Raw genomic sequence first — 24,082 nt, 5'->3', positions numbered from 1 at the left:
CTAATGATTTCGGGAATGTCAGGTTAACGCCTCTTCTTGAGGGATCGTCAATTCGCAGGCGATAAAACTGTCTCCGGCTTCATGATGAAGCCTGGAGTTAAAACATGAGCGAATTCCGTCTCGCTTTTCCGGCCTGTGTCGTGGCCGGCAAGCATCGGCTGACGGCCGAAGATATCGTATTGTTGCGCAAACATGCCTTTCCCGAGGGAATCCGGACATCCCAGGATGTCGGGGCGATGTTGGCGCTCAACAATTCCTGTCCTGAAAAATGTGCCGAGTGGAACGCTTTTTTCGTGGAGCAGCTCGCCGGTTTCATCGTCAACCACACCCATCCGCAGGGCTCGTTGGATGACATCAACGTTGTCTGGATCATGCGCATGTTCACGACCGATGGCGTCGTCAACTCGGCGCTGGAGCTCGAGCTCATTCTCCACATCATGGAGATTTCGGCCGATGTCCCGGCTGAACTGCGAGCGCTTGCCCTCGACCAGCTTCGCCTGGCGATTACCGACGGCATCGGCGGCTACAAGCAGTCACGCGCCGTCGACCGAAGGAGCATCACCCGCCAGGACGTCGATTTTACGATGCGCATCTTCAGAAGCATTGCCGCAGGCGGCGTCATCGCCGTGACTCCGGCCGAATATGGCGTCTTCCAGCAGATCGAGCAGGCAACCCTGCGGGCCGCCAACCATCCGAACTGGGCCGGCATCATGGCTGCCGTCGAACTGCGCGATCGTTTCGAGCCGCGCCGCAGCCGCTGGCTTCGCATCGTCGACGAAGAACCGGTAGCCCAAGCCGCCGTCGCCTGAGCTTTCTCAAGCCCGATTGTGCGTTCCGGTGTTTTATGCGTAAAACTCCGGAACGCATTTCTGGGTGGAGTCTCGATGTTCAAGAAAATCCTGATCGCGAATCGCGGCGAGATTGCCTGCCGCGTGATCAAGACCGCGCGCCGCATGGGCATTTCGACCGTCGCGGTCTATTCGGATGCGGATCGGGATGCGCTGCATGTCGAGATGGCCGACGAGGCCGTGCATATCGGCCCCGCTGCGGCCTCGGAAAGTTATCTGGTCGCCGAAAAGATCATCGCCGCCTGCAAGGCGACCGGCGCCGAGGCGGTTCATCCCGGTTACGGCTTTCTTTCCGAGCGCGCCTCCTTCTGTGCCGAATTGGAAAAGCAGGGCATCGTCTTCATTGGCCCGAAGCCGAAGGCGATCATGGCGATGGGCGACAAGATCGAATCGAAGAAATTCGCCAATGCCGCCGGCGTCTCCACCGTGCCCGGCCATCTCGGCGTCATCGAGGATGCCGCCCATGCGGAAACGATCGCCGGCGGCATTGGCTATCCCGTCATGATCAAGGCATCGGCCGGCGGTGGCGGCAAGGGCATGCGCATCGCCTGGAACAAGGCCGAAGTCCGCGACGGCTTCGAGCGCGCCCGCTCGGAGGCGAAAAGCTCCTTCGGGGACGACCGCGTCTTCATCGAGAAGTACGTCGTCGAGCCGCGCCATATCGAGATCCAGGTGCTGGCCGACGCCCATGGCAATGTCGTCTACCTTGGCGAGCGCGAATGCTCGATCCAACGGCGCAACCAGAAGGTGGCCGAAGAGGCGCCCTCGCCTTTCCTCGACGAAAACACCCGCAAGGCCATGGGCGAACAGTCGGTTGCGCTGGCCAAGGCCGTCGAATACCAGAGCGCCGGCACCGTCGAATTCATCGTCGACCGCGACCGCAACTTCTACTTCCTCGAAATGAACACCCGCCTGCAGGTCGAGCACCCCGTCACCGAGCTCGTCACCGGCATCGACCTCGTCGAACAAATGATTCGCGTCGCGGCCGGGGAGCCGCTCAGCTTCGGCCAGGAGGATGTCAGCCTCGATGGCTGGGCGATCGAAAGCCGGCTCTATGCCGAAGATCCCTACCGCAACTTCCTGCCTTCGATCGGCCGGCTGACGCGTTACCGCCCGCCGGCGGAAGGCCGAAGCGGCAACGTCGCCATCCGCAACGATACCGGCGTCTTCGAGGGTGCGGAGATCTCGATGTATTACGACCCGATGATCGCCAAGCTCTGCACCTGGGCGCCGACGCGCGGCGAGGCGATCGACGCCATGGGCCGGGCGCTCGACGGTTTCGTCGTCGACGGCATCGAACACAATGTCCCCTTTCTGTCGGCGCTGATGAAACATCCGCGCTGGCGCGAGGGTCGGCTTTCCACCGGTTTCATCGCCGAGGAATATCCTGACGGCTTCGCGCCGACGAAGCCGGACAGGCACGAGGAGACCACGCTTGCCGCGATCGCGCTGTCGGCTTCGCTCATCGAAACGAACCGCCGCGAAGGTTTTGCCGATCGCCTGCGCGCCGCATCCGGCCCGCTGCGTGAGCATTGGGTGGTTAAAACAGGCGAAGACTACGTCGATGTCAGATTGCTCGACGGCCTCGTCACCATCCCCTTCGATATGGACATGGCGATAGAGGGCGAAAACCGGAGCGTTGTCACCGATTGGAGACCGGGTGATCCGGTCTGGAGCGGCAAGGTCGGCGGCCGGGATATTACTGCCCAGATCCGTCCCGTTCTCAACGGCCTGCGCATCGACTGGCAGGGACTGTCGGTCACCGCCAAGGTCTTTTCGCCGCGCCACGCCGAACTCGACAGGCTGATGCCGGTAAAGCTGCCGCCCGATACGTCCAAGCTTCTGCTCTGCCCGATGCCCGGCCTCGTCGTGTCCATTGCGGTCGCCGAGGGCCAGGAGGTCAAGGCCGGTGAGACGCTTGCGATCGTCGAGGCGATGAAGATGGAGAACGTCTTGCGCGCAGAGCGCGATCTCGTCGTTTCGAAGATCAATGCCGCGGCCGGCGAAAGCCTGGCCGTCGATGCCGTGATCATGGAATTCGTCTGAGAGAAAGCCCCGCGGCCGGCCGTTTTCGCTTGAGCGCGGCGCGCCGGCCATGCCAAGCTCCGCCCCAATAACATTGTCAGGGAGATATCAAATGGACGTTCGCGCCGCCGTAGCCGTTCAGGCCGGAAAACCGCTGGAAGTGATGACCGTGCAGCTCGGCGGCCCGAAGGCCGGCGAGGTGCTGGTCGAGGTCAAGGCGACCGGCATCTGCCACACCGACGATTTCACCCTGTCCGGCGCCGATCCGGAAGGCCTGTTCCCGGCGATCCTCGGCCATGAGGGTGCCGGCATCGTCGTCGATGTCGGCCCCGGTGTCACCTCGGTCAAGAAGGGCGACCATGTCATTCCGCTCTACACGCCGGAATGCCGCGAGTGCTATTCCTGCCTTTCCCGCAAGACCAATCTCTGCACCGCCATCCGCTCGACCCAGGGCCAGGGTGTGATGCCTGACGGTACTTCGCGCTTCTCGATCGGCAAGGACAAGATCCATCATTATATGGGCTGCTCGACCTTCGCCAATTACACCGTGCTGCCGGAGATCGCCCTTGCCAAGGTCAATCCCGACGCCCCCTTCGACAAGATCTGCTACATCGGCTGCGGTGTGACGACAGGCATCGGCGCGGTGATCAACACCGCCAAGGTCGAGATCGGCTCGACGGCCATTGTCTTCGGCCTCGGCGGCATCGGCCTCAACGTCCTGCAGGGGCTGCGCCTGGCCGGCGCCGACATGATCATCGGCGTCGACATCAACCCTGACCGCAAGGAATGGGGCGAGAAGTTCGGCATGACGCATTTCGTCAATCCGAAGGAGGTCGGCGACGACATCGTGCCCTATCTCGTCAACATGACCAAGCGCAATGGCGACCTGATCGGCGGCGCCGACTACACCTTCGACTGCACCGGCAACACCAAGGTGATGCGCCAGGCGCTGGAAGCATCCCACCGCGGCTGGGGCAAGTCGATCATCATCGGCGTTGCCGGCGCCGGCCAGGAGATCTCCACCCGGCCGTTCCAGCTGGTCACCGGCCGCAACTGGATGGGCACCGCCTTCGGCGGCGCGCGCGGCCGCACCGATGTTCCCAAAATCGTCGACTGGTACATGCAGGGCAAGATCCAGATCGACCCGATGATCACCCACACCATGCCGCTCGAGGACATCAACAAGGGCTTCGAGATGATGCACAAGGGTGAAAGCATCCGCGGCGTGGTTGTTTATTGATGGCTGCGACGACCTACACCGCCGTCCTCAAGAACGTCGATGAGCTCCTCGCGCGGGAGCTCTACGAACTCTTGAAAATGCGCGTTGATGTCTTCGTCGTCGAGCAGAATTGCCCCTATCAGGAACTCGACGGCAAGGACATCGACGCCCTGCACCTAAGGCTGCTGGAGAGCGGCGAACTCCTGGCTTCGGCGCGGATCCTGAAACCGCATGAGCCGCATGATCCGTCAAAGATCGGTCGCGTCGTCGTCTCGCCGGCCCATCGCGGAAAGCGGCTGGGCGATGCATTGATGAGCGAAGCGATCTCTGCTTGCGTACGGCTTTTTCCGGCAAACCCCATCGCCTTGTCGGCGCAGGCTCACCTGCGCCGATTCTACGAAGGCTTCGGTTTCGTCGTGGCGTCGGAGGAATATCTGGAAGACGGCATTCCCCATATCGATATGGTCCGCCAGCCAGCCATCCAGCCGGCAAGGATATTGTCATGATCTATGTCGACGCCGATGCCTGCCCGGTGAAGCCGGAGATCATGAAGGTCGCCGAACGTCTCGGCCTCGAAGTCACCTTCGTCGCCAATTCCGGCCTGCGCCCATCGCGCGATCCGATGATCCACAACGTCATCGTTTCCAGCGCATTCGATGCCGCCGACAACTGGATCGCCGAGCGCGCCGGAGCGGGCGATGTCGTCGTCACCGCCGACGTGCCGCTCGCCGTGCGCTGCGTCGCCACAGGCGCCTTCGTCAGCGGCCCGACCGGCCGTGTCTTCGACGAGACCAATATTGGCATGGCGAGCGCCATGCGCGATCTCGGCGCGCATTTGCGCGAAACCGGCGAGAGCAAGGGCTATAACGCCGCCTTCAGTCCGAAAGATCGCTCACGTTTCCTCGAAACCTTCGACCGCCTCTGCCGCCGCGCCAAGAGCCTTTCCGCCGAGGCTGGCGGGAAGCCCTGATCACACCCGCATGAAACGGGTGGCATGGCTGCCATGCGGATTCCCACCTTGAACGCATCCGTCCCCTCACGCATATAGACGCTATCGCAGACGACTGCGGCATCCTGACGGATGCAACGTCGCGGGGACGGCCTCGCTCTTGACAAGGAGAGTCGCATGGCCTGGTTTCTGCTTTTTCTTGCCGGTCTTTTCGAATGTGGTTGGGCGATCGGCCTTAAATATACCGATGGCTTCACGCGGCCGTTGCCGACAGCGTTGACGGTCATATCCATGGTCGTCAGCGTGGTGCTGCTCGGCCTGGCGGTGAAGCATCTGCCGATCGGCACTGCCTATGCGGTCTGGACCGGCATCGGCACGGTCGGCACCGTGCTGCTTGGCATCTGGCTGCTTGGCGATGAGGCAAGTGTCTCCCGTCTTGCCTGTATCACGCTGATCGTCGGCGGCATCGCCGGTCTCAAGCTCACTGCCTAAATAAACAAAACGCTGCGGGGCACCGCAATGCCCCGCAGCCTATCATCAGGCTAGCTTGCGGTTATCGACAGCAAAAGCGCCGGGACCGGAGAAGAACAGGTAGAGGAAGACGAAGCAGAACAGGATGGCAGCGTCGCCCTGGTTGACGGCCGGGAAGAAGCTGTTCGGGGCATGCGCCATGAAATAGGCGACGGCCATTTGGCCGGCCAGCAGGAAGGCGACGGGACGGGTCAGCAGGCCGACGAGAATGAGGATGCCACCGACGAGCTCGAGAAGAGCCGCGAAGAGCATCAGCGGCGGAAGCGGGCCAGACATCTGCGAAGCTGGAAAGCCGAAAAGCTTCATCGTGCCGTGTTCGATGAACAGCAGCGCGGTGATGATTCTGAGAGCGGCCAGCCCATAGGGGCGATAGGCGGAAAGACGCTCGAAAGTTGACATAAAACCTCTCCATTTAAAACAATGCAGCCGAGCGTTAGCTTGTCCCCCGCAAGGATTGAACACACGGATCGCTGACGGCCGTTCACTTTTTCGACAGCGGGTAAACACCCGGCCGTGCGCCTTTATTCGGTGAAAAATCTCAGAGCGGAATGTTGTCGTGTTTCTTCCAGGGATTGGCGAGATCCTTGTTGCGCAGCATCTTCAGCCCGCGCGCCAGCCGCCGCCGGGTCGAATGCGGCATGATCACCTCATCGACATAACCGCGTTCGGCGGCGACGAAGGGGGACAGGAACCGGTCCTCGTACATTTTCGTATGGGCGGCGATCTTTTCCGGATCGGCGATATCCTTGCGGAAGATGATCTCGACCGCGCCCTTGGCGCCCATCACGGCGATCTGCGCCGTCGGCCAGGCATAGTTCAAGTCGCCACGCAGATGCTTCGACGCCATCACATCATAAGCGCCGCCGAAAGCCTTGCGGGTGATGACGGTGAGCTTCGGCACCGTCGCCTCGGCATAGGCAAAGAGCAGCTTGGCGCCATGCTTGATGAGCCCGCCATATTCCTGTGCGGTGCCCGGCAGGAAGCCCGGCACGTCGACGAAGGTGACGATCGGAATGTTGAAACAGTCGCAGAAGCGCACGAAGCGGGCGGCCTTACGCGAGGCGTCGCTGTCGAGCACGCCGGCCAACACCATCGGCTGGTTGGCGACGAAACCGACGGTGGAACCTTCGATGCGGCCGAAGCCGCAGACGATGTTGCCGGCAAAGCTCGCCTGGATCTCGAAGAAATCCCCCTCGTCCGCCACCTTCCGGATCAGCTCCTTGATGTCATAAGGCCTGTTGGCGCTCGCCGGCACCAGCGTGTCGAGCGAGACGTCGGTCTCCGTCACCGACTGGTAACATTCGATCTCGGGCAGCGGCGCGGTGTTCGAAAGCGGCAGGAAATCGATCAACCGGCGCACCTGTAAGAGCGTTTCGACATCATTGTCATAGGCGCCGTCGGCAATCGAAGAGCGCGTGGTATGCACCACGGCGCCACCGAGTTCCTCAGCGGTTACCGTCTCGTTGGTGACGGTTTTCACCACATCGGGGCCGGTGACGAACATGTAGGAGGTATCGCGCACCATGAAAATGAAATCGGTCATGGCCGGCGAATAGACGTCGCCGCCGGCGCAGGGGCCCATGATCACCGAGATCTGCGGGATGACGCCCGAGGCGAGCACATTGCGCTGGAAGACTTCGGCATAACCGCCGAGCGCGGCGACACCTTCCTGAATGCGGGCGCCGCCCGCGTCATAGATGCCGACGATCGGCGCGCGGTTCTTCAGCGCCATGTCCTGCACCTTCATGATCTTCTCGGCATGCGCTTCCGAAAGCGAGCCGCCGAAGACGGTGAAGTCTTTTGCGAAGACGAAGACCGTGCGGCCATTGACCGTGCCCCAGCCGGTCACGACGCCGTCGCCGGCAATACGGCTCTTGTCCATACCGAAATCGGTGGAGCGATGTTCGACGAACATGTCGAACTCCTCGAAGGAGCCTTCGTCGAGGAAAAGGTCGATACGCTCGCGCGCCGTCAGCTTGCCGCGCTTATGCTGAGCCTCGATACGTGTCTTGCCGCCGCCAAGGCGAGCGATGCCGCGGCGGCGTTCCAGTTCTTCGAGAATTTCCTTCATGCGATTTCCCTCACCGCCTGCGTGTTCGATATGCCCTAAAGCATGATGCCGAAAAGTGTGAGCGGTTTCCGGAGGACACCATGCTCTAACTCACTAATCTAGAACAGGATTCAGATTTACGTCCGACCGGGCCTAAAATCATCCTGTTCTAGCACTACGACCGCTGAGCGAGTAAACCGAGCGTATCCTGGCTGCCACATCCTCGGCGATGATTTCGTCGGCAAGCTTGGGATCGGCGGCCATGCTGGTCACGTCAAAGGCGCTGACAGCGATCACCGACCCATCCTCCACCGAAGCCGCGTCGACGCTGATCTTGGCGACGTTGCGGTCCTTCTGGAAACCGAGGCCTTTCTGGATTGATATCACGCGAATCGTCAGTACAACCCGCGGCAGCGCGGTATCACGCACGGTGGCGTTGATCGCGGCATTGACGCGGTCGTTGATGCCGGAGAGCAGCTCGGCCGGCATGTTCGGCCCGGAGAGAACGACAGCGCTGCGCACATCGTAGAGCGGCGCCGCAGGCTTCGGACCCAAAAGGCTGGCGCAGTTCGTGAGCGCAATACAGACGAGTACGGCCCGGCAAAAACACGACCTCAGCCAATTCATCACAAAATCCCGCACCGCCCCGTTGGAGTCGCAGATTTCGTCATAATGTCCGGGAAGGCAATATGTTTCAGGCGCTTAGGGCGAAAAAAACATCCGCGGCCGCCTTGAACTCGACAAAGCGCTTGGCGCGGCGCTCCTCGGCTTCCTCGTCACGCCCCCAATGCTCGATCGTCCAGTCCTCGTCGAGATGGGCAAGCGACCACACCTCTTCCACCGTCACCCGACCCTCGGCAAAGGCGAGTGCCAGGATCGCCGAACCGGTCAGCGTCGTGATGGTGTGGAGAGCGGCGAGCGCCATCGGGCTCTGATGCCGCGCCAGCGTGACGGCAAAGGCTGCGGTCGCCTCGCGCGGCTGCTCGTGGTGCATCACCCCCTCAATGAGGATGAAGCGGGCGCCCAGATCATTTGCCGCCCAGTCGATAACCTGATCCCAGCGCTCCCTCTGGCGCTCGACCAGCAGTTCGGGGCGGTCCGCGCGGTAGCAGAGGAGATCGCTCGAGGAAAAGCGCAGGATGTCTTCGAAGATCGCCTGCGCATTGGTGGCCACGCCGTCGAGCGCGGTGTTGACGAGCCGCGTCACCGGCATGGTCACGGGATCGATCTCCTGGCCTTGGGCTTGCCATTCGGCGGCGACAAGCTGCGCGAGCGCTTCGGTCGGCACGGCGAGAACTTGCCGCGCCGGCGTGCGCACCATCTTGCCGTCGAGCGTGATCGCAAAACCACCCTCATGTTGGGCAACGGCGACCTCGGCATAGAAGCGCTTCGGCAGCGGTTTCTTCATCTGAATTTGCGCCCGGCGGATGGGATCGGGATGGCTCAGGCCTTCGGAAAGATCGTTCAGCAGATCACGCATGGGCTCACCTCAGGAAAAATGGCGCAATATCTCGTTTGGATGATAGGCGATCGCATCGGCGCCATTGGCGATCAGCTCATCCACGCTGGCATAGCCCCAGGCAACGCCGATCGCCTTGGCGCCGGCAGCCTTTGCCATCTGCATATCGTAAACCGCGTCGCCAATGACAATGGCGTCACGCGGATTCATGCCGGTTTCGTCGCAGCACTCCGTCACCATGGCCGGATGCGGCTTTGACGGGCAATCGTCGGCGGTGCGGGCAACGACAAAATGCTGATCGAAACCGTGCGTCTCCATCACGAGGTTGAGCCCACGCCGGGATTTGCCGGTCACCGCCCCGATCAGCAGGTTCTCGCGGCCGCTGATCGCGTCGATCATCTCGCGAATGCCGGCAAACAGCGGCTCCCTGTAGTCGAGATCCTGGCGCACGACGGTAAACAGCGATTTATAATGCGCCGTCATGTCGATATCTTGCTGCTCGACATGCGGCCTGCCCTGCATGCGGGCAATCGCGATATCGAGCGACAGGCCGATAATGGCCTTGGTGTCCTCAAACCGCGGTTCCGGCTTGCCGAATTTATCGAAAGTCCGGCGCATGGTTTCGTGGATCAGCCCGGCACTGTCAACCAACGTGCCGTCGCAATCGAAAAGCGCAAGTTTCATTCGCTGTCCCTTTCGGCGCCGGCAAGGTCGAGACCGAGCAGGTTCCAGGTCTGCACCATATGCGGCGGCAGCGGCGCGCTGACGCGCAGGCGGCCACCGGATGGGTGCGGGATGTCGATGTGACGCGCGTGCAGATGCAACTTCTTCTGGATGCCGCCTGGAAAGTCCCAATTCGGATCGTCGTCGAAATATTTGGGATCGCCGATGATCGGATGGCCGATATGCAGGGCATGGACGCGCAGCTGGTGGGTACGGCCGGTATAAGGCTCCATTTCCAGCCACGCGAGGTTCTGCGCCGCCGTCTCCAGCACGCGGTAGAAGGAAATCGCATGATCGGCGCCGTCTTCGCCGTGTTTTGCGATGCGCATGCGGTCGCCATCGGCTGTCGGTTCCTTGACGAGCCAGGTCGAGATCTTGTCCTCGTGTTTGCGCGGCACGCCCTTGACCAGCGCCCAATAGGTCTTCTTGGTGTCGCGCTCGCGGAAGGCGGCCGTCAGTTTCTGGGCGGCGCCGCGGGTGCGGGCGATGACAAGAACACCTGACGTGTCGCGGTCGAGGCGGTGAACGAGCCGCGGCTTTTCGCCCTTGGGGCTGGTCCAGGCTTCGAGCATCTGGTCGATATGCCGGGCCACACCGGAGCCGCCTTGCACCGCAATACCGGGCGGCTTGTTGAGCACGATCACCTTTTCGTCCTCATGCAGCACCATCCGCGACAGGAGTTCGAAATCGCTGGAATGCTTGAGATCCTTGCCGGCGATCGGACCCGATTTCAGCTTCTCATCGACATCCAGCGGCGGCACGCGCACCGTCTGGCCGGGCTGCACGCGCGCATCCGATTTGACACGGCCGCCGTCGACGCGCACCTGGCCGGAGCGCAGCAGTTTCTGCAGCGGACCGAAGCCGAGCCCGGGAAAATGCACCTTGAACCAGCGATCGAGGCGCATGCCGGCTTCGTCGGGTTCAACCTTGATATGTTCTATACCAGCCATAAAAAATCTTTCGGAAATAACTGCACGGGCCGAGCCGGCGTTCTTGCCGCAGCCTTTAGAGCATTTTCATGCAAAACGGAAACCGGAATCAGACCAAAGCGCGCATGATGGCGAGCCCGGCGATGACCGCCGCCATCGAAAGGCCGACGCTAGCTACGATATAGATGCCGCCGGCGACGGCCTCGCCGCCCTCGAACAGCGAGATGGCGTCTAGCGAAAAAGCCGAAAAAGTGGTGAAGCCGCCGAGGAAGCCGGTGATGAGCAGCAGACGCAGTTCGGTTGAGGCGTTGAATTTTCGGGCGATCAGTTCCGCGAAGACACCGATGACGAAGCAGCCGACAACATTGACGGCGAGCGTGCCCCAGGGAAAGGCCGGCCCCATGAGCTTCAGCGCCCATCGGCCGGCATAATATCTAAGCACGGAACCGATGGCGCCGCCGACGGCGACGAGGAGAGCCTGGATCATGGGCGGAACATCCTGACTAGAACGCTTTCAATCGTGACGGAATAAATTCTTATAATTCAGTAAAATGCCAGAGGTTTTCTTAATGCTGGCGCCAACATCCTGCCGATACTGTGCCGGCATGACCCAGCTCCTTTCCATTTCGGCAAACACCGCTGCCATTGCCGCTGAAACGCTGAGAATACCGCAGCGTGTTGCGAACAGCACCGCCGCGCGTGAGTCGCGCCGTCTCGCGGACCGGCAATCGAAAGCCGAGAGCACCGAAGGGGTGGACGATCCATCCAGCATCATTCAATCAACCGAAGTGGCGCTCGACCTGATGACGAAGGGCAACCGCCAGCCGCAGGCCGGCCTGAAGCAGGCGCTGCAATCCTACGAAGATTTCTGAGGCTCCCGCCTTTCCAACGAAAAGCCCGCGTCGCGGGCTCTTCTATTTTGATCGGCTTTAACTCACTTGCCCTGGGCCGACAACACCTGCAGCACCAGGTCGACCTTGCCGGCCTTCTCGAAGGTCAACGTCACCGGCACGGTATCGCCCTGCTTGAACGGCGTTTTCACCTTCTGGAACATCAGATGCAGGTTACCGGGCTCAAGCTTGACGGTTTCACCCGCAGCGATGGCGATGCCATCCTTCAGCTGCCGCATCCGCATGACATTGTCTTTCGTTTCCATCGCATGGATCTGAACCTCGCCTGATATCGGCGAGGTTACCGACACCAGGCGATCGTTCGTCTGGCCGCTATTCTTCACCGTAAAGAAGCCGCCGCCGACCGGCTGGCCGGGCAGCATCGCTTTGGCGAAGCCGCCGGAGATTTCGAGGTCGCCGGCCTTGACTGTTTCGCCGGCCGGCACCGCGGCCGCCATACCCGACATGTCCATGCCGGCCATGTCGTGGTCGTGACCATGGCTGTCCCCCGCGACGATCTTCAAGAGCGGCGCCGGATTTTTCATCCCATGCGGGTCGCTGCCGTCCTTTGCCACCTGATCCCAGGCGGCCACCGCGTCGCCGCACATCTGGATTACCGGAAAGGCCAGCGACGTACCAGCCTCAACGCCCGATACCTTCCCCTGGATGACAAAGGTGTCGTAGAAATCGTCGGAGAGGTTACCGTTCTTCCAGCGGATCTCGACCGCGCCCGTCTTCACCTTGTCGCCGTGGTTGTCGTAGGTCTTCTGGTAGTCGCCTTTGATCACCTCGAGCTCCCAGCCGGCTTTCGGCTGCGGCTTGGCGAAGACGAAGCCTTCCGGGAGTTTGACCCGCACTTCAGTGGTCGCCTTGCCGTCGCAACCATGCGGCAGCTGCAGCGTGGCGAGAATGGTGGTTTCCTGTGTCGCCTCCTTGTTAAGGAAGGTCATATGGGCCTCGGCGCCGGCAAAGGCAGTTGCGGAAAGAAGCGCCGCAAGCGCGAAAGTCTTGGCAAATGTTTTGATGGTCTTCATCGGATATCTCCTCGCCGGCCGCGGACGCTGTTGGGCGGATCGGCATGCTTCATCATCGGTTGCAAAGGCAGGTCAGATGAGAACCGGTGGAGCGCGGGAATTCGCCCGACTGACGGCGCTGGCGCCGGCAACGGCTGATGTTTCGATCGGGGCATTGATGAGCGAGGCGAGCTTGCGCTCGAGCCAGGAACCTGCATCCGGCGTCGGCAGGATCACCGAGGCTGATAGCCGGCAGGCCTCGCAATTCGGCTTGAAGGCAACGGTCTTGCCGCCGGTGTCTTTCACCGTGACGCAGAGCGAGGCAAAGCTGCCGTCGGGCAGCATATAGGCGGCAGCGTCATAACCGTCGGAAGCGACAGCCTGCGGCGCCTGGTGGGCAAATCCGAGCAAAAGCAAGCTCAAGGCGCAAAGCATGCGCAGAAAGAGTGTTGCTTTCGGTTCGTTCTGCCGCATGAGATCCCCTTCAACAGCATGTCGCGATAGCCGGTTTCCCCTTGAATTGCAAAAGCAGATTTGCCGCAGTTCAGGGTCGGACCTGACTATCGCGACAAAAATTTGTTCGGCGACGACATTTGCCGCTTGCCAAGTACCGCAGCCGCCGGATAATTGCGCCAACCTTGTTGGGAGAATCCGGTGCTTTCGCCACCGGTGCCGAAGGAGCAACCGCCCCGGAAACTCTCAGGCCAAAGGACCAGCAAGGGGCAGACGGAACTCTGGAGAGAAGCGTTCTCGAAACGCTCGCCGAAGGGATAACAATCTCAGGCGTCAAGGACAGAGGGGGCTCAGGAGAGAAGTGCGCAGCCGCGCCTTCAGATTTGAGCCCGCGCCTTCGTGAGAAAGCGCAAACCCCGGAGGCGTCGTTTGGACGATACTGCTGCCCTGAAGAAAACCCCGCTGCATGCCCTGCATCTCCAGCTCGGCGCCCGGATGGTGCCGTTCGCGGGTTACGACATGCCGGTGCAATATCCCGCCGGCGTGATGAAGGAACATCTTCATACCCGTACTGAGGCCGGCCTCTTCGACGTCTCCCATATGGGTCAGGTAATCGTGAAGGCGAAGTCGGGCAGTTATGAAGATGCGGCGCTGGCGCTCGAAAGCCTGGTGCCGGTCGACATCCTCGGCCTTGCCGAGGGTCGCCAGCGCTACGGCTTCTTCACCGACGACACCGGCGGCATTCTCGACGATCTGATGATCACCCATGTCGACGACCACCTCTTCGTCGTCGTCAACGCTTCTTGCAAGGAGGCCGACCTCGCCCATCTGCAGGCCCATATCGGCGACCACTGCGACATCACGCTTCTGAACCGCGCTTTGATCGCGCTGCAGGGGCCGCGCGCCGTCGAGGTTCTCGCCGAACTCTGGGCCGATGTCGCGGCGATGAAGTTCATGGATGTGCGCCATTGCCGCCTGCACGACGTTTCCTGTCTCGTCTCGCGCTCGGGCTATAGCGGCGAGGACGGCTTCGAGATCTCCATCCCTACGGACAAGGCCGAGGATGTCACCATGCGGTTGCTCGAACATCCCGATGTTCAGGCGATCGGCCTCGGCGCCCGTGATTCGCTGCGCCTGGAAGCCGGTCTCTGCCTCTATGGCAACGATATCGACACCACCACCTCGCCGGTCGAGGCCGCTCTGGAATGGGCGATGCAGAAGGCCAGGCGAGGCAATGGCGCACGCGCCGGCGGGTTCCCGGGCTCCGGCCGCATCCTTTCCGAGCTCGAAAACGGCGCCGCCCGCCGCCGTGTCGGCCTGAAACCGGAAGGCAAGGCGCCGGTGCGCGGCCACGCTAAACTCTTCGCCGATGCCGAGGGCAAAGTCGAAATCGGTGAAGTCACTTCGGGCGGCTTCGGCCCCAGCGTCGAAGGCCCCGTCGCCATGGGTTACGTGCCGGTCTCCCATGCTGCGGCCGGCACGCTCGTCTACGCCGAGGTGCGCGGCAAATATCTGCCGATCACCGTCAGCGCCCTGCCCTTCGTCACACCGACCTACAAACGATAAACCCATTCCAGAGAGGACGAACAATGCTGAAATTTACCGAAGAACACGAATGGCTGAAGATCGAAGGCGGTGTTGCGACCGTCGGCATCACCAATTATGCCGTCGATCAGCTCGGCGACCTGGTTTTTGTCGAACTGCCGGAAGTCGGCGCGACCTTCTCCAAGAACGGTAATGCCGCGACCGTTGAATCGGTCAAGGCCGCTTCCGACGTCTATTGTCCGCTTGACGGCGAGATCACCGAGGTCAATCCGGCCATCGTTGCCGATCCGTCGCTGGTCAATTCCGATCCTCAGGGTGCCGGTTGGTTCTTCAAGCTGAAGCTTGCCAATGCCGCGGATGCCGACGGCCTGCTCGACGAGGCCGCCTATAAGGAGCTCACCGCGTAATGACGACGCCGACCGAATTCCAGTTCACCGATTATCAGCCCTACGATTTCGCCAATCGCCGCCATATCGGCCCCTCGCCGGCCGAGATGACCGACATGCTGAAGGTGATCGGTTATAACAGCCTCGACGGACTGATCGACGCGACGCTGCCGCCCTCGATCCGCCAGAAGGCGCCGCTCGTCTGGGGCGCGCCGATGACCGAGCGCGAGGCGCTCGACAAGCTGCGCGAGACCGCCAACAAGAACAAGGTGCTGGTCTCGCTGATCGGCCAGGGCTACTACGGCACGATCACGCCGCCGGTCATCCAGCGCAACATCCTGGAGAATCCCGCCTGGTACACGGCTTACACGCCCTATCAGCCTGAGATCAGCCAGGGCCGGTTGGAAGCCCTCTTAAATTACCAGACGATGATCTCAGACTTGACCGGCCTCGATGTCGCCAACGCCTCGCTGCTCGATGAGGCGACTGCCGCTGCCGAAGGCATGGCGATGGCCGAGCGCGTCTCCAAGTCGAAGGCCAAGGCTTTCTTCGTTGATGCCGACTGCCACCCGCAGACAATCGCCTTGATCCGCACCCGCGCCGAACCGCTCGGCTGGAGCGTCATCGTCGGCAATCCCTTCACTGATCTCGATCCCGTGGAGGTCTTCGGAGCGATCTTCCAGTATCCCGGCACGCACGGTCACGTGCATGACTTCACCGGCCTGATCGCACGCCTGCATCAGGCGGGCGGCATCGCCGTCGTCGCGGCCGATATCCTGGCGCTGACGCTGTTGAAATCGCCCGGCGAAATGGGCGCCGACATCGCGGTCGGATCCTCGCAGCGCTTCGGCGTCCCGGTCGGCTATGGCGGCCCGCATGCAGCCTTTATGGCGGTCAAGGACGCGATCAAGCGCTCCATGCCTGGCCGCCTCGTCGGCGTTTCGGTTGATGCCCGCGGCAATCGCGCCTACCGCCTGTCGCTGCAGACCCGCGAGCAGCATATCCGCCGCGAGAAGGCAACCTCGAACATCTGCACTGCCCAGGTGCTGCTCGCCGTCATGGCCTCGATGTATGCGGTCTTTCATGGGCCTGATGGCATCAAGGCGATCGCCCAGCAGGTGCACCAGAAGGCCGTGCTGATGGCCAAGGGCGTGGAAAAGCTCGGCTATAAGGTTGACCCCGAAAACTTCTTCGACACGATCACCGTCGATGTCGGCCATATGCAGGGCCTCATCCTGCGCGCCGCCGTCGCCGAAGGCGTCAATTTGCGCAAAGTCGGCGAAACCCAGATCGGCATGAGCCTCGACGAGCGCACCCGGCCGGCGACCCTCGAAGCCGTCTGGCGCGCCTTCGGCGGCAATTTCACCATTGCCGATTTCGAGCCCTCCTACCGCCTGCCGAAGGGCCTGCTTCGGACCAGTGACTACCTCACCCATCCGATCTTCCACATGAACCGGGCCGAAAGCGAGATGACGCGTTACATCCGCCGGCTCTCCGACCGGGATCTCGCCCTCGACCGCTCGATGATCCCGCTCGGCTCCTGCACGATGAAGCTCAATGCGACGGCGGAAATGCTGCCGATCACCTGGCCGGAATTTTCCGACATCCATCCCTTCGTGCCATCAGTCCAGGCGCTCGGCTACCGCGAGATGATCGACGACCTCACGGAAAAGCTCTGCGCCGTCACCGGCTACGACGCCTTCTCGATGCAGCCGAATTCCGGTGCGCAAGGCGAATATGCCGGCCTGCTGACGATCCGCAACTTTCATATCGCCAATGGCGAGGGCCATCGCGACGTCTGCCTGATCCCGACCTCGGCGCATGGCACCAACCCCGCCTCGGCCCAGATGGTCGGCATGAAGGTTGTCGTCGTCAAGGTGCGCGAGAACGGCGACATCGATCTCGACGATTTCCGCGCCAAGGCTGAGGAGCATGCGGCAAACCTTTCCTGCTGCATGATCACCTATCCCTCGACCCACGGCGTTTTCGAAGAAACGGTCAAGGAAATCTGCGAACTGGTGCACCAGCACGGTGGCCAGGTCTATCTCGACGGTGCCAACATGAACGCCATGGTCGGCTTGTCCCGTCCCGGTGACATCGGCTCCGACGTGTCCCATCTCAACCTGCACAAGACCTTCTGCATCCCGCATGGCGGCGGCGGCCCCGGCATGGGCCCGATCGGCGTCAAGGCGCATCTGGCGCCGCACCTGCCCGGCCATCCCGAGACCGACGGCCGTCCGGGCGCGGTGTCGGCCGCCGCCTTCGGCTCGGCTTCGATCCTGCCGATCTCCTGGAGCTACTGCCTGATGATGGGTGGCGAAGGCCTGACGCAGGCGACCAAGGTGGCGATCCTCAACGCCAACTACATCGCCGCCCGGTTGAAGGGCGCCTATGACGTGCTCTACAAGTCGAAGACCGGCCGCGTCGCGCATGAATGCATCATCGACACCCGGCCGCTGGTCGACAGTTCAGGCGTCACCGTCGACGACGTCGCCAAGCGCCTGATCGACTGCGGCTTCCATGCGCCGACCATGAGCTGGCCGGTCGCCGGCACACTGATGATCGAACCGACTGAAAGCGAGACCAAGGCCGAACTCGACCGTTTCTGCGAGGCAATGCTGGCGATCCGCGAGGAAGCCCGCGCCATCGAAGAAGGCCGCATGGACAAGGCCAACAACCCGCTGAAGAACGCGCCGCACACGGTGGAAGACCTCGTCGGCGAATGGGATCGGCCCTATAGCCGGGAACAGGCCTGCTTCCCGCCAGGCGCCTTCCGCGTCGACAAATACTGGTCTCCGGTCAACCGTGTGGACAACGTCTACGGCGACCGCAACCTCATCTGCACCTGCCCGCCGGTCGAAAGTTATGCCGAGGCGGCGGAGTAACGGCGGCGCCCGCTGTCCGGTGCGCACCTAGTATCTCCCCTCACCCTAACCCTCTCCCCGTTTTACGGGGAGAGGGGACGTGCCCTGCGTAAGGTAGATGGGGACGGAGAGGCCGCGGCACATCCCCTTCGCCCCGCGCGCGGGGGTCCGAAGGACGGGTCGAGCCCAGTGGCTCGACGCCGGCGGTGCCGGCAGACGGATGAGGGGCCGATCTCGCCGATTGGAAGGGTTGCCATCCCAGAACAGTGGGTTCAAATTTAACCTTTCTTAGCAAGTCTCTGTTAGCAATTCAAAATGGGCGGTTTCCACTCATCATGGATGTTGCCGCTGATCTCTGTTTTGCGTGCGGGTTCTTATGCGTCCATCGGCTGTGCCAGCAATTCTCCTCGCCACCCTGATCCTCTCGGGATGCGCCGCCAGTTCCGGCGCCGAAGATGTGCTCACCCCAGTGGCTTCGACGGAAACCACCAATGCGATCACGAAGCCGAGCGGCCCGATCCCGGCTGCTGCTGTGGGTGATGCTGCCCCGCAGACAAGCCCGCAGCAGCAGCCGCTGAGCTGGACAGGCCCGGTTGCGCAGCCGCAAGCGCTGCTACCCGCGGAAAGGCCGGTTGGCATGCCGATGCCGACGGAAAGACCCGTCGCGATGCTCATGCCCGACAATCCGGCAATCGATCCCGGTATCGGCACGAAATCGCCGTCGCGCGGGCGGATCTACGGCCACCGCTTCCGCGACGCCAAGCCGATCAATTTCGGCAGAACCTCGCCGAGAAATCTGGCCGTGCACGGCGTCGACGTATCGCGCTGGCAGGGCGAGATCGACTGGGAGACGCTGCGAAAGCAAGGCGCGAACTTCGTCTACATCAAGGCGACGGACGGTGGCGATCACCTCGACCCAATGTTCAAGAAGAACTGGCGACGCGCCAAGGAAGCCGGCCTGAAACACGGCGCCTATCACTTCTTCTACTGGTGCCGGACAGCCGGCGAACAGGCCGACTGGTTCATCCGCAATGTGCCGAAGGAAGCAAACGCGCTTCCGCCCGTCATCGACGTCGAATGGAATGGCGAATCGAGCTGCAAGCGGCGCATTTCGCCCGCCCGCGTCCGGGAAAAGATGCAGGTCTTCATGGACAAGCTGGAGCGTCATTACGGCCAGCGCCCGATCATCTACACGGCGCCGGATTTCTACCGCGACAATCTGAAGGGCCAGATGCTCGACTATCCCTTCTGGCTGCGCTCGGTCGCGGCCCACCCGTCCAAGGTCTATCCGGGCCGCAAGTGGGTCTTCTGGCAATATTCCGGCTCTGGCCTCTCCGACGGCGTCGACGGCAAGATCGACCTCAACGTCTTCAACGGCAACGAAAGCGATTGGCACGACTGGGTGGCATCGCGATAGCGAAGCTGATTCCTGTGCCAATCCGGAACATACGGACGCACATCCTGTAGGCCTTTGCTAACGCAACGCCTTCAGCCTTCTCTAAATCCTTGCGGGTAAAAGACGATCATCCAGTTCTGGGGAAACGGCTGATGAGCATATCGGGCATTACGAACACTGCTCTTTCGGGAATGCGGGCGCAGACGACGCGGATCGGCGCGATCGCCAACAACATCGCAAATAGCAGCACACCTGACTACGCCAGGCTGAACACCAGCCTCACTGCCGTTACATCAGGTGGTGTCAAAGCCGTCGTCAGCCCGACGGCGTCGGACGTCGATCCCGCCACCGAACTGACCGACCTGCTCGAAGCCGAACTGGCCTACAAGGCGAACGCCGTGGTCTTCGAGACCGGCGCGGATCTGTGGGAAATGCTAATGAGCATTACGCGCGATTGAGCGCTCCGTCCTAAGATAGGTCGCGCCATTCTACGCCGTCGCGATTCTTCAGGAATGCGCTGGCTCGCTCTGGCGCTGTGCGGCAAGGGCCGCTAAATCGGCGGGTTTCAGCTCGACGGATTCGCCGCATCCGCAGGCCGATGTCTGGTTCGGGTTGGTGAAGGTGAAGCCGGAGCGCAGCGTCGTCTGCTCGAAACCCATCTCTGTACCGAGCAGATAGAGCACGGCCGATGGTTCGACCCAGACCCTGGCGCCGTCGCGCTCGATCAGGTCGTCCTTGGCGTTGGGTTCGGTGACCAGATCGATGGTATATTCCATCCCGGCGCAGCCGCCCTTCTTGATGCCGACGCGAACGCCCTTGGCCTCCGGGCCGGATTTTTCCACGATCGCCTTGACGCGGGCCGCAGCCCCGTCCGTCATGCTCATCACTGCAAAGCCCATCGGCTTCATCTCCTTCCACAACCGGGGTCAAGATCCGGTGCTTCGTGATTCAAATGTAGTCGTCCGAGGTAAACGGATCAATACCGCGGGATGTCAGTACCAGCCGACGGCGACCTGCGCCTCTTCCGACATGCGGTCCGGCGTCCACGGCGGATCGAAGGTCATTTCGACCTCGACGCCGGACACGCCTTCAACGGCACCGACGGCGTTTTCCACCCAGCCCGGCATCTCGCCGGCCACCGGGCAGCCCGGGGCGGTCAGCGTCATCATGATCTTCACCATCCTGTCGTCCTCGATGTCGATCTTGTAGATCAGACCGAGTTCGAAGATGTCGGCGGGAATTTCCGGATCATAGACGGTCTTCAGCGCGCCGATGACGTCGTCGCTCAGCCGTGCCAGTTCATCGGCCGGGATGCTGGAATGCACGATGCCTTCGCGCACGTCGATCTTCTGTTCGCTTTCGTCCAGGCTCATCACGGACACTCCTCAAGCAAAGAACTTGCGCGCATATTCAAGCGCATCGGCCAGGGCATCGACCTCGGCGCGGGTATTGTACATGCCGAAGGATGCACGGCATGTGGAGGTGACGCCGAAGCGTTTCAAGAGCGGCATGGCGCAATGCGTGCCGGCGCGCACCGCAATGCCCTGTCGGTCGATCACCATCGAGACGTCGTGGGCGTGGATGCCGGCAAGCTCGAAGGAAAAGATACTGCCCTTGTCGGGCGCCGTTCCGAACATGCGCAGTGAATTGACCGATTTCAGCCGTTCCACAGCATAAGAGGCAAGATCGGCCTCATGCCGGGCAATCGCCTCGCGGCCGACCTTCTCCATATAGTCGAGCGCATAACCGAGCCCGATCGCCTGGACGATCGGCGGCGTGCCGGCCTCGAAGCGATGCGGCGGATCGTTGTAGGTGACCGCATCCTCGGCGACCTCGAAGATCATCTCGCCGCCGCCCTGGAAAGGACGCATCTGGGCAAGCCGTTCCTTCTTGCCGTAGAGAACGCCGATGCCCGACGGGCCGTAGAGCTTGTGGCCGGTCATGACGTACCAGTCGCAATCGATATCCTGAACGTCAACGGGCAGGTGCACGGCGCCCTGGCTGCCGTCGATCAAGACCGGAATGCCGCGTTCATGGGCGATGCGGCAGACTTCCTTGACGGGGACGATCGTGCCGAGCGCATTCGACATATGGGTGATGGCGACGAGCTTGGTGCGCTCCGTCAGGCTCTTTTCGAAATCCTCGATATGGAAGGCGCCCTCGTCGTCCACCGGCACCCAGACCAGTTTGGCGCCCTGCCGCTCGCGAATGAAATGCCAGGGCACGATGTTGGAGTGGTGCTCCATGATCGTCAGGACGATCTCGTCACCTTCGCCGAGCTTGGGCATGCCCCAGCCATAGGCGACGGTGTTGATCGCTTCCGTCGAATTCTTGGTGAAGACGATGTCGTTGACCGACGGGGCGTTGAGGAAACGGCGGACCTTTTCGCGCGCCGCCTCATAGGCATCGGTCGCGGCATTGGAGAGATAGTGAAGACCGCGATGCACGTTGGCGTATTCATGGGCGTAGGCATGCGAGATCGCGTCGATCACCGACTGCGGCTTCTGGGCCGAGGCGCCATTGTCGAGATAGACCAGCGGCTTGCCGTGCACCTTCTCCGCCAGGATCGGAAAATCCCGGCGGATGGCTTCGACGTCGTATTGCGTGGCCGGCACGATCTTGTCCATTGTTATATCCGATCAGGCGTGCTTTTCGAGCCAGGCCGAAATCACGCCTTCCAGCACCTCGACCAGGGCTTCGTCTTCCAATTCCTCGACGATCTCGGCGACGAAGGCGTTGACGAGCATTGCCCGCGCCTTCTTCTCCGGAATGCCGCGCGCCATCATGTAATAGAGATGATTGGCGTCGATATCGGTCACCGTCGCGCCGTGGCCGCATTGGACGTCGTCGGCGAAGATCTCGAGCTCGGGCTTGACCGAGAATTCGGCATCGTCGGACATCAGCAGCGTGTTGCAGGCCATTTTGGCGTCGGTCTTCTGTGCATCGGGCGCCACCCGGATCATGCCCTGGAAGACGCCCTTAGCGCGGTCGAAGACGACATTGCGGATCACCTCGGTCGAGCCGGTATGCGGCACGTCGTGACCGAGCACCATCGTCACGTCGGTATGGCTGTCGGCTCCAAGCAGGTTGATGCCGCGCAGGGTGAGGTCGGCGCCCTCGCCCGTCACCTTGATGTGCAATTCCTGACGCACCAATTTGCCACCGGCATTGATGACGAACAGGCGAAGCTTGGCGTCAGCGCCGAGATCGACGCGGATCTGGCCGAGATGCGTATCGTCGGCGCCCTGCTGCTGCAGGATGATCCAAGTCAGCTCACTGCCTTTGCCGATGGTGATGTCACTGATATGGGACACTAAGGCAGCATCGCCCGTCACCGCGCGGTGACGCTCGATAACGGTTGCCTTGACGTTGGCGCCGAAGGAAACGGGAAGGCGCGTATGCGTCTGCCCGCCGGCATGGATGAACTGGATCTCGAGCGGATTTTCAAGCTCGGTATCATCAGGCACGTCGACCACATAGCCGTCGCGCACGAGACTGCCATTGATGCGGCCGACCGCATCGTCGCTGCCGAGCGCATCGAGCCCGACTGCGGCCGAGCCGTCGCGCAGACTTTCGCTATAGGCGGACACGCCAAGAGCCTCTGCGGCCGCCTTCTGATTGGCATGGCCCTGGATCACCGCCAGCACCCTGGAACCCGCGACGAGTGGCTCGAGCGGGTCGGAGCCGGCATCGCCCGTCTGCGGTGGCAAGGCGCGCAGCAGGCTTTTGAAATCAGTGTAATGCCAGGCTTCGATGCGGCGCGTCGGCAGACCGGCCTTCTTCAGGTCATCGAGAAGCCGGTCGCGCAGCGCCGTCACCGCGCCGTTGCCCGGGAGGTCGCCGATCTGCTGATTGAAGGCCTCGATCAGCGCCGTTTCGGCCGCAGTCAGGCGGCTCGTCGTCTGCATGTTCATGGAGGTTGTCCTTTCCACCCGAACTCAGGCCGCCGTGCCGATGATATCGGCGTAGCCGTTGGCTTCGAGCTCATGCGCCAGCGTCTTGTCGCCCGACTTGATCACCTGGCCCTTGTAGAGCACGTGGACGGTATCCGGAACGATATAGTCGAGCAGGCGCTGATAGTGAGTGATGACAACGACGGCGCGATCGGGCGAACGCAACGCGTTGACACCGTCGGCGACGATCTTCAGCGCATCGATGTCGAGGCCGGAATCGGTTTCGTCGAGCACGCAGAGCTTCGGCTCCAGCAGCGCCATCTGCAGGATCTCGGCGCGCTTCTTCTCGCCGCCGGAGAAACCGACATTGAGCGGACGCTTCAGCATCTCGGTGTTGATGTGCAGCTTGGCCGCGGCATCCTTGACGCGGCGCATGAAGTCCGGCGTCGTCAGCTCGGCCTCGCCGCGTGCTTTGCGCTGCTCGTTCATGGCGACCTTGAGGAATTGCATGGTGGCGACACCCGGGATTTCGACCGGATACTGGAAGGCGAGGAAAATGCCCTTGGCGGCGCGCTCGGCAGGATCGAGCTCGAGGATGCTCTCGCCATTATAGAGGATGTCGCCTTCGGTCACTTCATAATCTTCGCGGCCGGACAGCACATAGGAGAGCGTCGACTTGCCGGAGCCGTTCGGCCCCATGATAGCGGCCACTTCCCCGGCCTTCACCGTCAGATTCAGACCACGGATAATCTCGGTGCCGTCTTCGGCGATGCGGGCATGAAGGTTTCTGATTTCAAGCATCTTTGTCTTTCCTGTTATCCGGCGGATTTCAAGGATCCGCCCAATTGACCGCTCGCGCTGGTCTCGATCCGTCATCCTCGGGCTTGTCCCGAGGATCTAAGCCCTCAA

At 61.9% G+C, this 24,082-nt stretch carries 26 protein-coding genes and 2 riboswitches; of the genes, 12 read left to right on the top strand and 14 right to left on the bottom strand.

The features are described 5' to 3' along the window. Positions 1 to 104: 104 nt before the first annotated feature. From C4N04_RS13160 to sugE, 6 genes are all read left to right on the top strand, one after another. On the top strand, positions 105 to 809 hold the full coding sequence (locus C4N04_RS13160) for a hypothetical protein (RefSeq protein WP_106796187.1): 705 nt from the start codon (positions 105 to 107) through the stop codon (positions 807 to 809). A 75-nt stretch (positions 810 to 884) separates the two neighbouring features. Further along, positions 885 to 2,894, top strand: coding sequence for an acetyl/propionyl/methylcrotonyl-CoA carboxylase subunit alpha (locus tag C4N04_RS13155; RefSeq protein WP_106796186.1), 2,010 nt, complete (start codon positions 885 to 887; stop codon positions 2,892 to 2,894). A gap of 91 nt (positions 2,895 to 2,985) precedes the next feature. Then, positions 2,986 to 4,113, top strand: coding sequence for an S-(hydroxymethyl)glutathione dehydrogenase/class III alcohol dehydrogenase (locus C4N04_RS13150; protein WP_106796185.1), 1,128 nt, complete (start codon positions 2,986 to 2,988; stop codon positions 4,111 to 4,113). Next, positions 4,113 to 4,598 (top strand): GNAT family N-acetyltransferase, encoded by a 486-nt coding sequence (locus tag C4N04_RS13145; protein ID WP_106796184.1) that lies wholly within the window; start codon positions 4,113 to 4,115, stop codon positions 4,596 to 4,598. The genes C4N04_RS13150 and C4N04_RS13145 overlap by 1 nt, the downstream gene beginning before the upstream one ends. After that, positions 4,595 to 5,062 (top strand): YaiI/YqxD family protein, encoded by a 468-nt coding sequence (locus C4N04_RS13140; protein ID WP_010060621.1) that lies wholly within the window; start codon positions 4,595 to 4,597, stop codon positions 5,060 to 5,062. Before C4N04_RS13145 ends, C4N04_RS13140 begins: the two co-directional genes overlap by 4 nt. A 156-nt stretch (positions 5,063 to 5,218) precedes the next feature. Next, complete coding sequence (gene sugE, locus C4N04_RS13135; RefSeq protein ID WP_009991822.1) at positions 5,219 to 5,533, top strand: quaternary ammonium compound efflux SMR transporter SugE; 315 nt, start codon at positions 5,219 to 5,221, stop codon at positions 5,531 to 5,533. A 45-nt stretch (positions 5,534 to 5,578) separates the two neighbouring features. On the opposite strand, the gene C4N04_RS13130 is transcribed toward sugE, so the two are convergent. The 7 genes from C4N04_RS13130 to crcB all read right to left on the bottom strand — a co-directional run bounded on the left by C4N04_RS13130 (position 5,579) and on the right by crcB (position 11,220). Beyond that, entirely contained in the window at positions 5,579 to 5,971 is a 393-nt protein-coding gene (locus C4N04_RS13130) for a DoxX family protein (protein ID WP_010060625.1), read from the bottom strand. Positions 5,972 to 6,110: 139 nt separating this feature from the next. Beyond that, positions 6,111 to 7,643: an acyl-CoA carboxylase subunit beta gene (locus tag C4N04_RS13125; protein ID WP_106796183.1), complete on the bottom strand. Its 1,533-nt coding sequence runs from the start codon at positions 7,641 to 7,643 to the stop codon at positions 6,111 to 6,113. A gap of 138 nt (positions 7,644 to 7,781) precedes the next feature. Further along, the gene (locus C4N04_RS13120) at positions 7,782 to 8,249 is read right to left on the bottom strand and encodes a hypothetical protein (protein ID WP_077989193.1); all 468 of its coding nucleotides are present in this window, start codon (positions 8,247 to 8,249) and stop codon (positions 7,782 to 7,784) included. A 67-nt stretch (positions 8,250 to 8,316) separates the two neighbouring features. Next, positions 8,317 to 9,102 carry an ATP12 family chaperone protein gene (locus C4N04_RS13115; protein WP_106796182.1) on the bottom strand — a complete coding sequence of 262 codons (786 nt, stop codon included), beginning with the start codon at positions 9,100 to 9,102 and terminating at the stop codon, positions 8,317 to 8,319. Positions 9,103 to 9,111: 9 nt separating this feature from the next. Further along, positions 9,112 to 9,765, bottom strand: a complete 654-nt coding sequence (locus tag C4N04_RS13110; RefSeq protein ID WP_039619912.1) for an HAD-IA family hydrolase — start codon at positions 9,763 to 9,765, stop codon at positions 9,112 to 9,114. Continuing rightward, the gene (locus C4N04_RS13105) at positions 9,762 to 10,754 is read right to left on the bottom strand and encodes an RluA family pseudouridine synthase (protein WP_106796181.1); all 993 of its coding nucleotides are present in this window, start codon (positions 10,752 to 10,754) and stop codon (positions 9,762 to 9,764) included. Before C4N04_RS13105 ends, C4N04_RS13110 begins: the two co-directional genes overlap by 4 nt. A gap of 88 nt (positions 10,755 to 10,842) precedes the next feature. Next, the gene (crcB, locus tag C4N04_RS13100; RefSeq protein WP_077989196.1) at positions 10,843 to 11,220 is read right to left on the bottom strand and encodes a fluoride efflux transporter CrcB; all 378 of its coding nucleotides are present in this window, start codon (positions 11,218 to 11,220) and stop codon (positions 10,843 to 10,845) included. Positions 11,221 to 11,338: 118 nt separating this feature from the next. Here crcB and C4N04_RS13095 point away from each other — a divergent pair, with 118 nt between their 5' ends. Then, positions 11,339 to 11,605 (top strand): hypothetical protein, encoded by a 267-nt coding sequence (locus C4N04_RS13095; protein ID WP_077989197.1) that lies wholly within the window; start codon positions 11,339 to 11,341, stop codon positions 11,603 to 11,605. A gap of 62 nt (positions 11,606 to 11,667) precedes the next feature. Here the strand turns inward: C4N04_RS13095 and C4N04_RS13090 are convergent, their stop codons facing one another. Together C4N04_RS13090 and C4N04_RS13085 are read right to left on the bottom strand one after the other, a co-directional pair. Next, positions 11,668 to 12,657, bottom strand: a complete 990-nt coding sequence (locus tag C4N04_RS13090) for a DUF1775 domain-containing protein (protein WP_077989199.1) — start codon at positions 12,655 to 12,657, stop codon at positions 11,668 to 11,670. A 72-nt stretch (positions 12,658 to 12,729) separates the two neighbouring features. Continuing rightward, the gene (locus tag C4N04_RS13085; protein WP_106796180.1) at positions 12,730 to 13,110 is read right to left on the bottom strand and encodes a hypothetical protein; all 381 of its coding nucleotides are present in this window, start codon (positions 13,108 to 13,110) and stop codon (positions 12,730 to 12,732) included. Positions 13,111 to 13,268: 158 nt separating this feature from the next. Then, positions 13,269 to 13,357, top strand: a riboswitch (glycine riboswitch). 3 nt (positions 13,358 to 13,360) lie between these two features. After that, positions 13,361 to 13,442, top strand: a riboswitch (glycine riboswitch). Between the two features lie 76 nt (positions 13,443 to 13,518). Between C4N04_RS13085 and gcvT the strand changes: the two genes are divergently transcribed. From gcvT to C4N04_RS13060, 5 genes are all read left to right on the top strand, one after another. Further along, positions 13,519 to 14,655, top strand: coding sequence for a glycine cleavage system aminomethyltransferase GcvT (gene gcvT / locus C4N04_RS13080; RefSeq protein WP_106796179.1), 1,137 nt, complete (start codon positions 13,519 to 13,521; stop codon positions 14,653 to 14,655). A gap of 23 nt (positions 14,656 to 14,678) precedes the next feature. Beyond that, on the top strand, positions 14,679 to 15,041 hold the full coding sequence (gcvH, locus tag C4N04_RS13075) for a glycine cleavage system protein GcvH (RefSeq protein WP_017964444.1): 363 nt from the start codon (positions 14,679 to 14,681) through the stop codon (positions 15,039 to 15,041). Further along, a complete protein-coding gene (gene gcvP, locus C4N04_RS13070; protein ID WP_106796178.1) occupies positions 15,041 to 17,905 on the top strand; it encodes an aminomethyl-transferring glycine dehydrogenase in 2,865 nt (954 codons plus the stop codon). Before gcvH ends, gcvP begins: the two co-directional genes overlap by 1 nt. A gap of 355 nt (positions 17,906 to 18,260) precedes the next feature. Continuing rightward, on the top strand, positions 18,261 to 19,301 hold the full coding sequence (locus tag C4N04_RS13065) for a GH25 family lysozyme (protein ID WP_106796177.1): 1,041 nt from the start codon (positions 18,261 to 18,263) through the stop codon (positions 19,299 to 19,301). 131 nt (positions 19,302 to 19,432) lie between these two features. Then, on the top strand, positions 19,433 to 19,738 hold the full coding sequence (locus C4N04_RS13060) for a flagellar basal body protein (RefSeq protein ID WP_038689161.1): 306 nt from the start codon (positions 19,433 to 19,435) through the stop codon (positions 19,736 to 19,738). Positions 19,739 to 19,786: 48 nt separating this feature from the next. Here the strand turns inward: C4N04_RS13060 and sufA are convergent, their stop codons facing one another. The 5 genes from sufA to sufC all read right to left on the bottom strand — a co-directional run bounded on the left by sufA (position 19,787) and on the right by sufC (position 23,974). Continuing rightward, the gene (gene sufA / locus C4N04_RS13055) at positions 19,787 to 20,179 is read right to left on the bottom strand and encodes a Fe-S cluster assembly scaffold SufA (RefSeq protein WP_106796176.1); all 393 of its coding nucleotides are present in this window, start codon (positions 20,177 to 20,179) and stop codon (positions 19,787 to 19,789) included. Positions 20,180 to 20,272: 93 nt separating this feature from the next. After that, positions 20,273 to 20,653, bottom strand: coding sequence for an SUF system Fe-S cluster assembly protein (locus tag C4N04_RS13050; protein WP_004675587.1), 381 nt, complete (start codon positions 20,651 to 20,653; stop codon positions 20,273 to 20,275). A 12-nt stretch (positions 20,654 to 20,665) separates the two neighbouring features. Next, complete coding sequence (locus tag C4N04_RS13045) at positions 20,666 to 21,907, bottom strand: cysteine desulfurase (RefSeq protein WP_009996892.1); 1,242 nt, start codon at positions 21,905 to 21,907, stop codon at positions 20,666 to 20,668. Positions 21,908 to 21,919: 12 nt separating this feature from the next. Further along, complete coding sequence (gene sufD, locus C4N04_RS13040; protein WP_106796175.1) at positions 21,920 to 23,194, bottom strand: Fe-S cluster assembly protein SufD; 1,275 nt, start codon at positions 23,192 to 23,194, stop codon at positions 21,920 to 21,922. Positions 23,195 to 23,218: 24 nt separating this feature from the next. Further along, on the bottom strand, positions 23,219 to 23,974 hold the full coding sequence (sufC, locus tag C4N04_RS13035) for a Fe-S cluster assembly ATPase SufC (protein ID WP_096761773.1): 756 nt from the start codon (positions 23,972 to 23,974) through the stop codon (positions 23,219 to 23,221). Between the last annotated feature and the right edge of the window lie 108 nt (positions 23,975 to 24,082).

The sequence above is a fragment of the Rhizobium sp. H4 genome, assembly GCF_003013335.1.
GTDB lineage: Bacteria > Pseudomonadota > Alphaproteobacteria > Rhizobiales > Rhizobiaceae > Rhizobium > Rhizobium sophoriradicis.
Note: the sequence above shows the minus strand (reverse complement) of the source record. Positions and strands in the feature narration are given on the sequence as shown.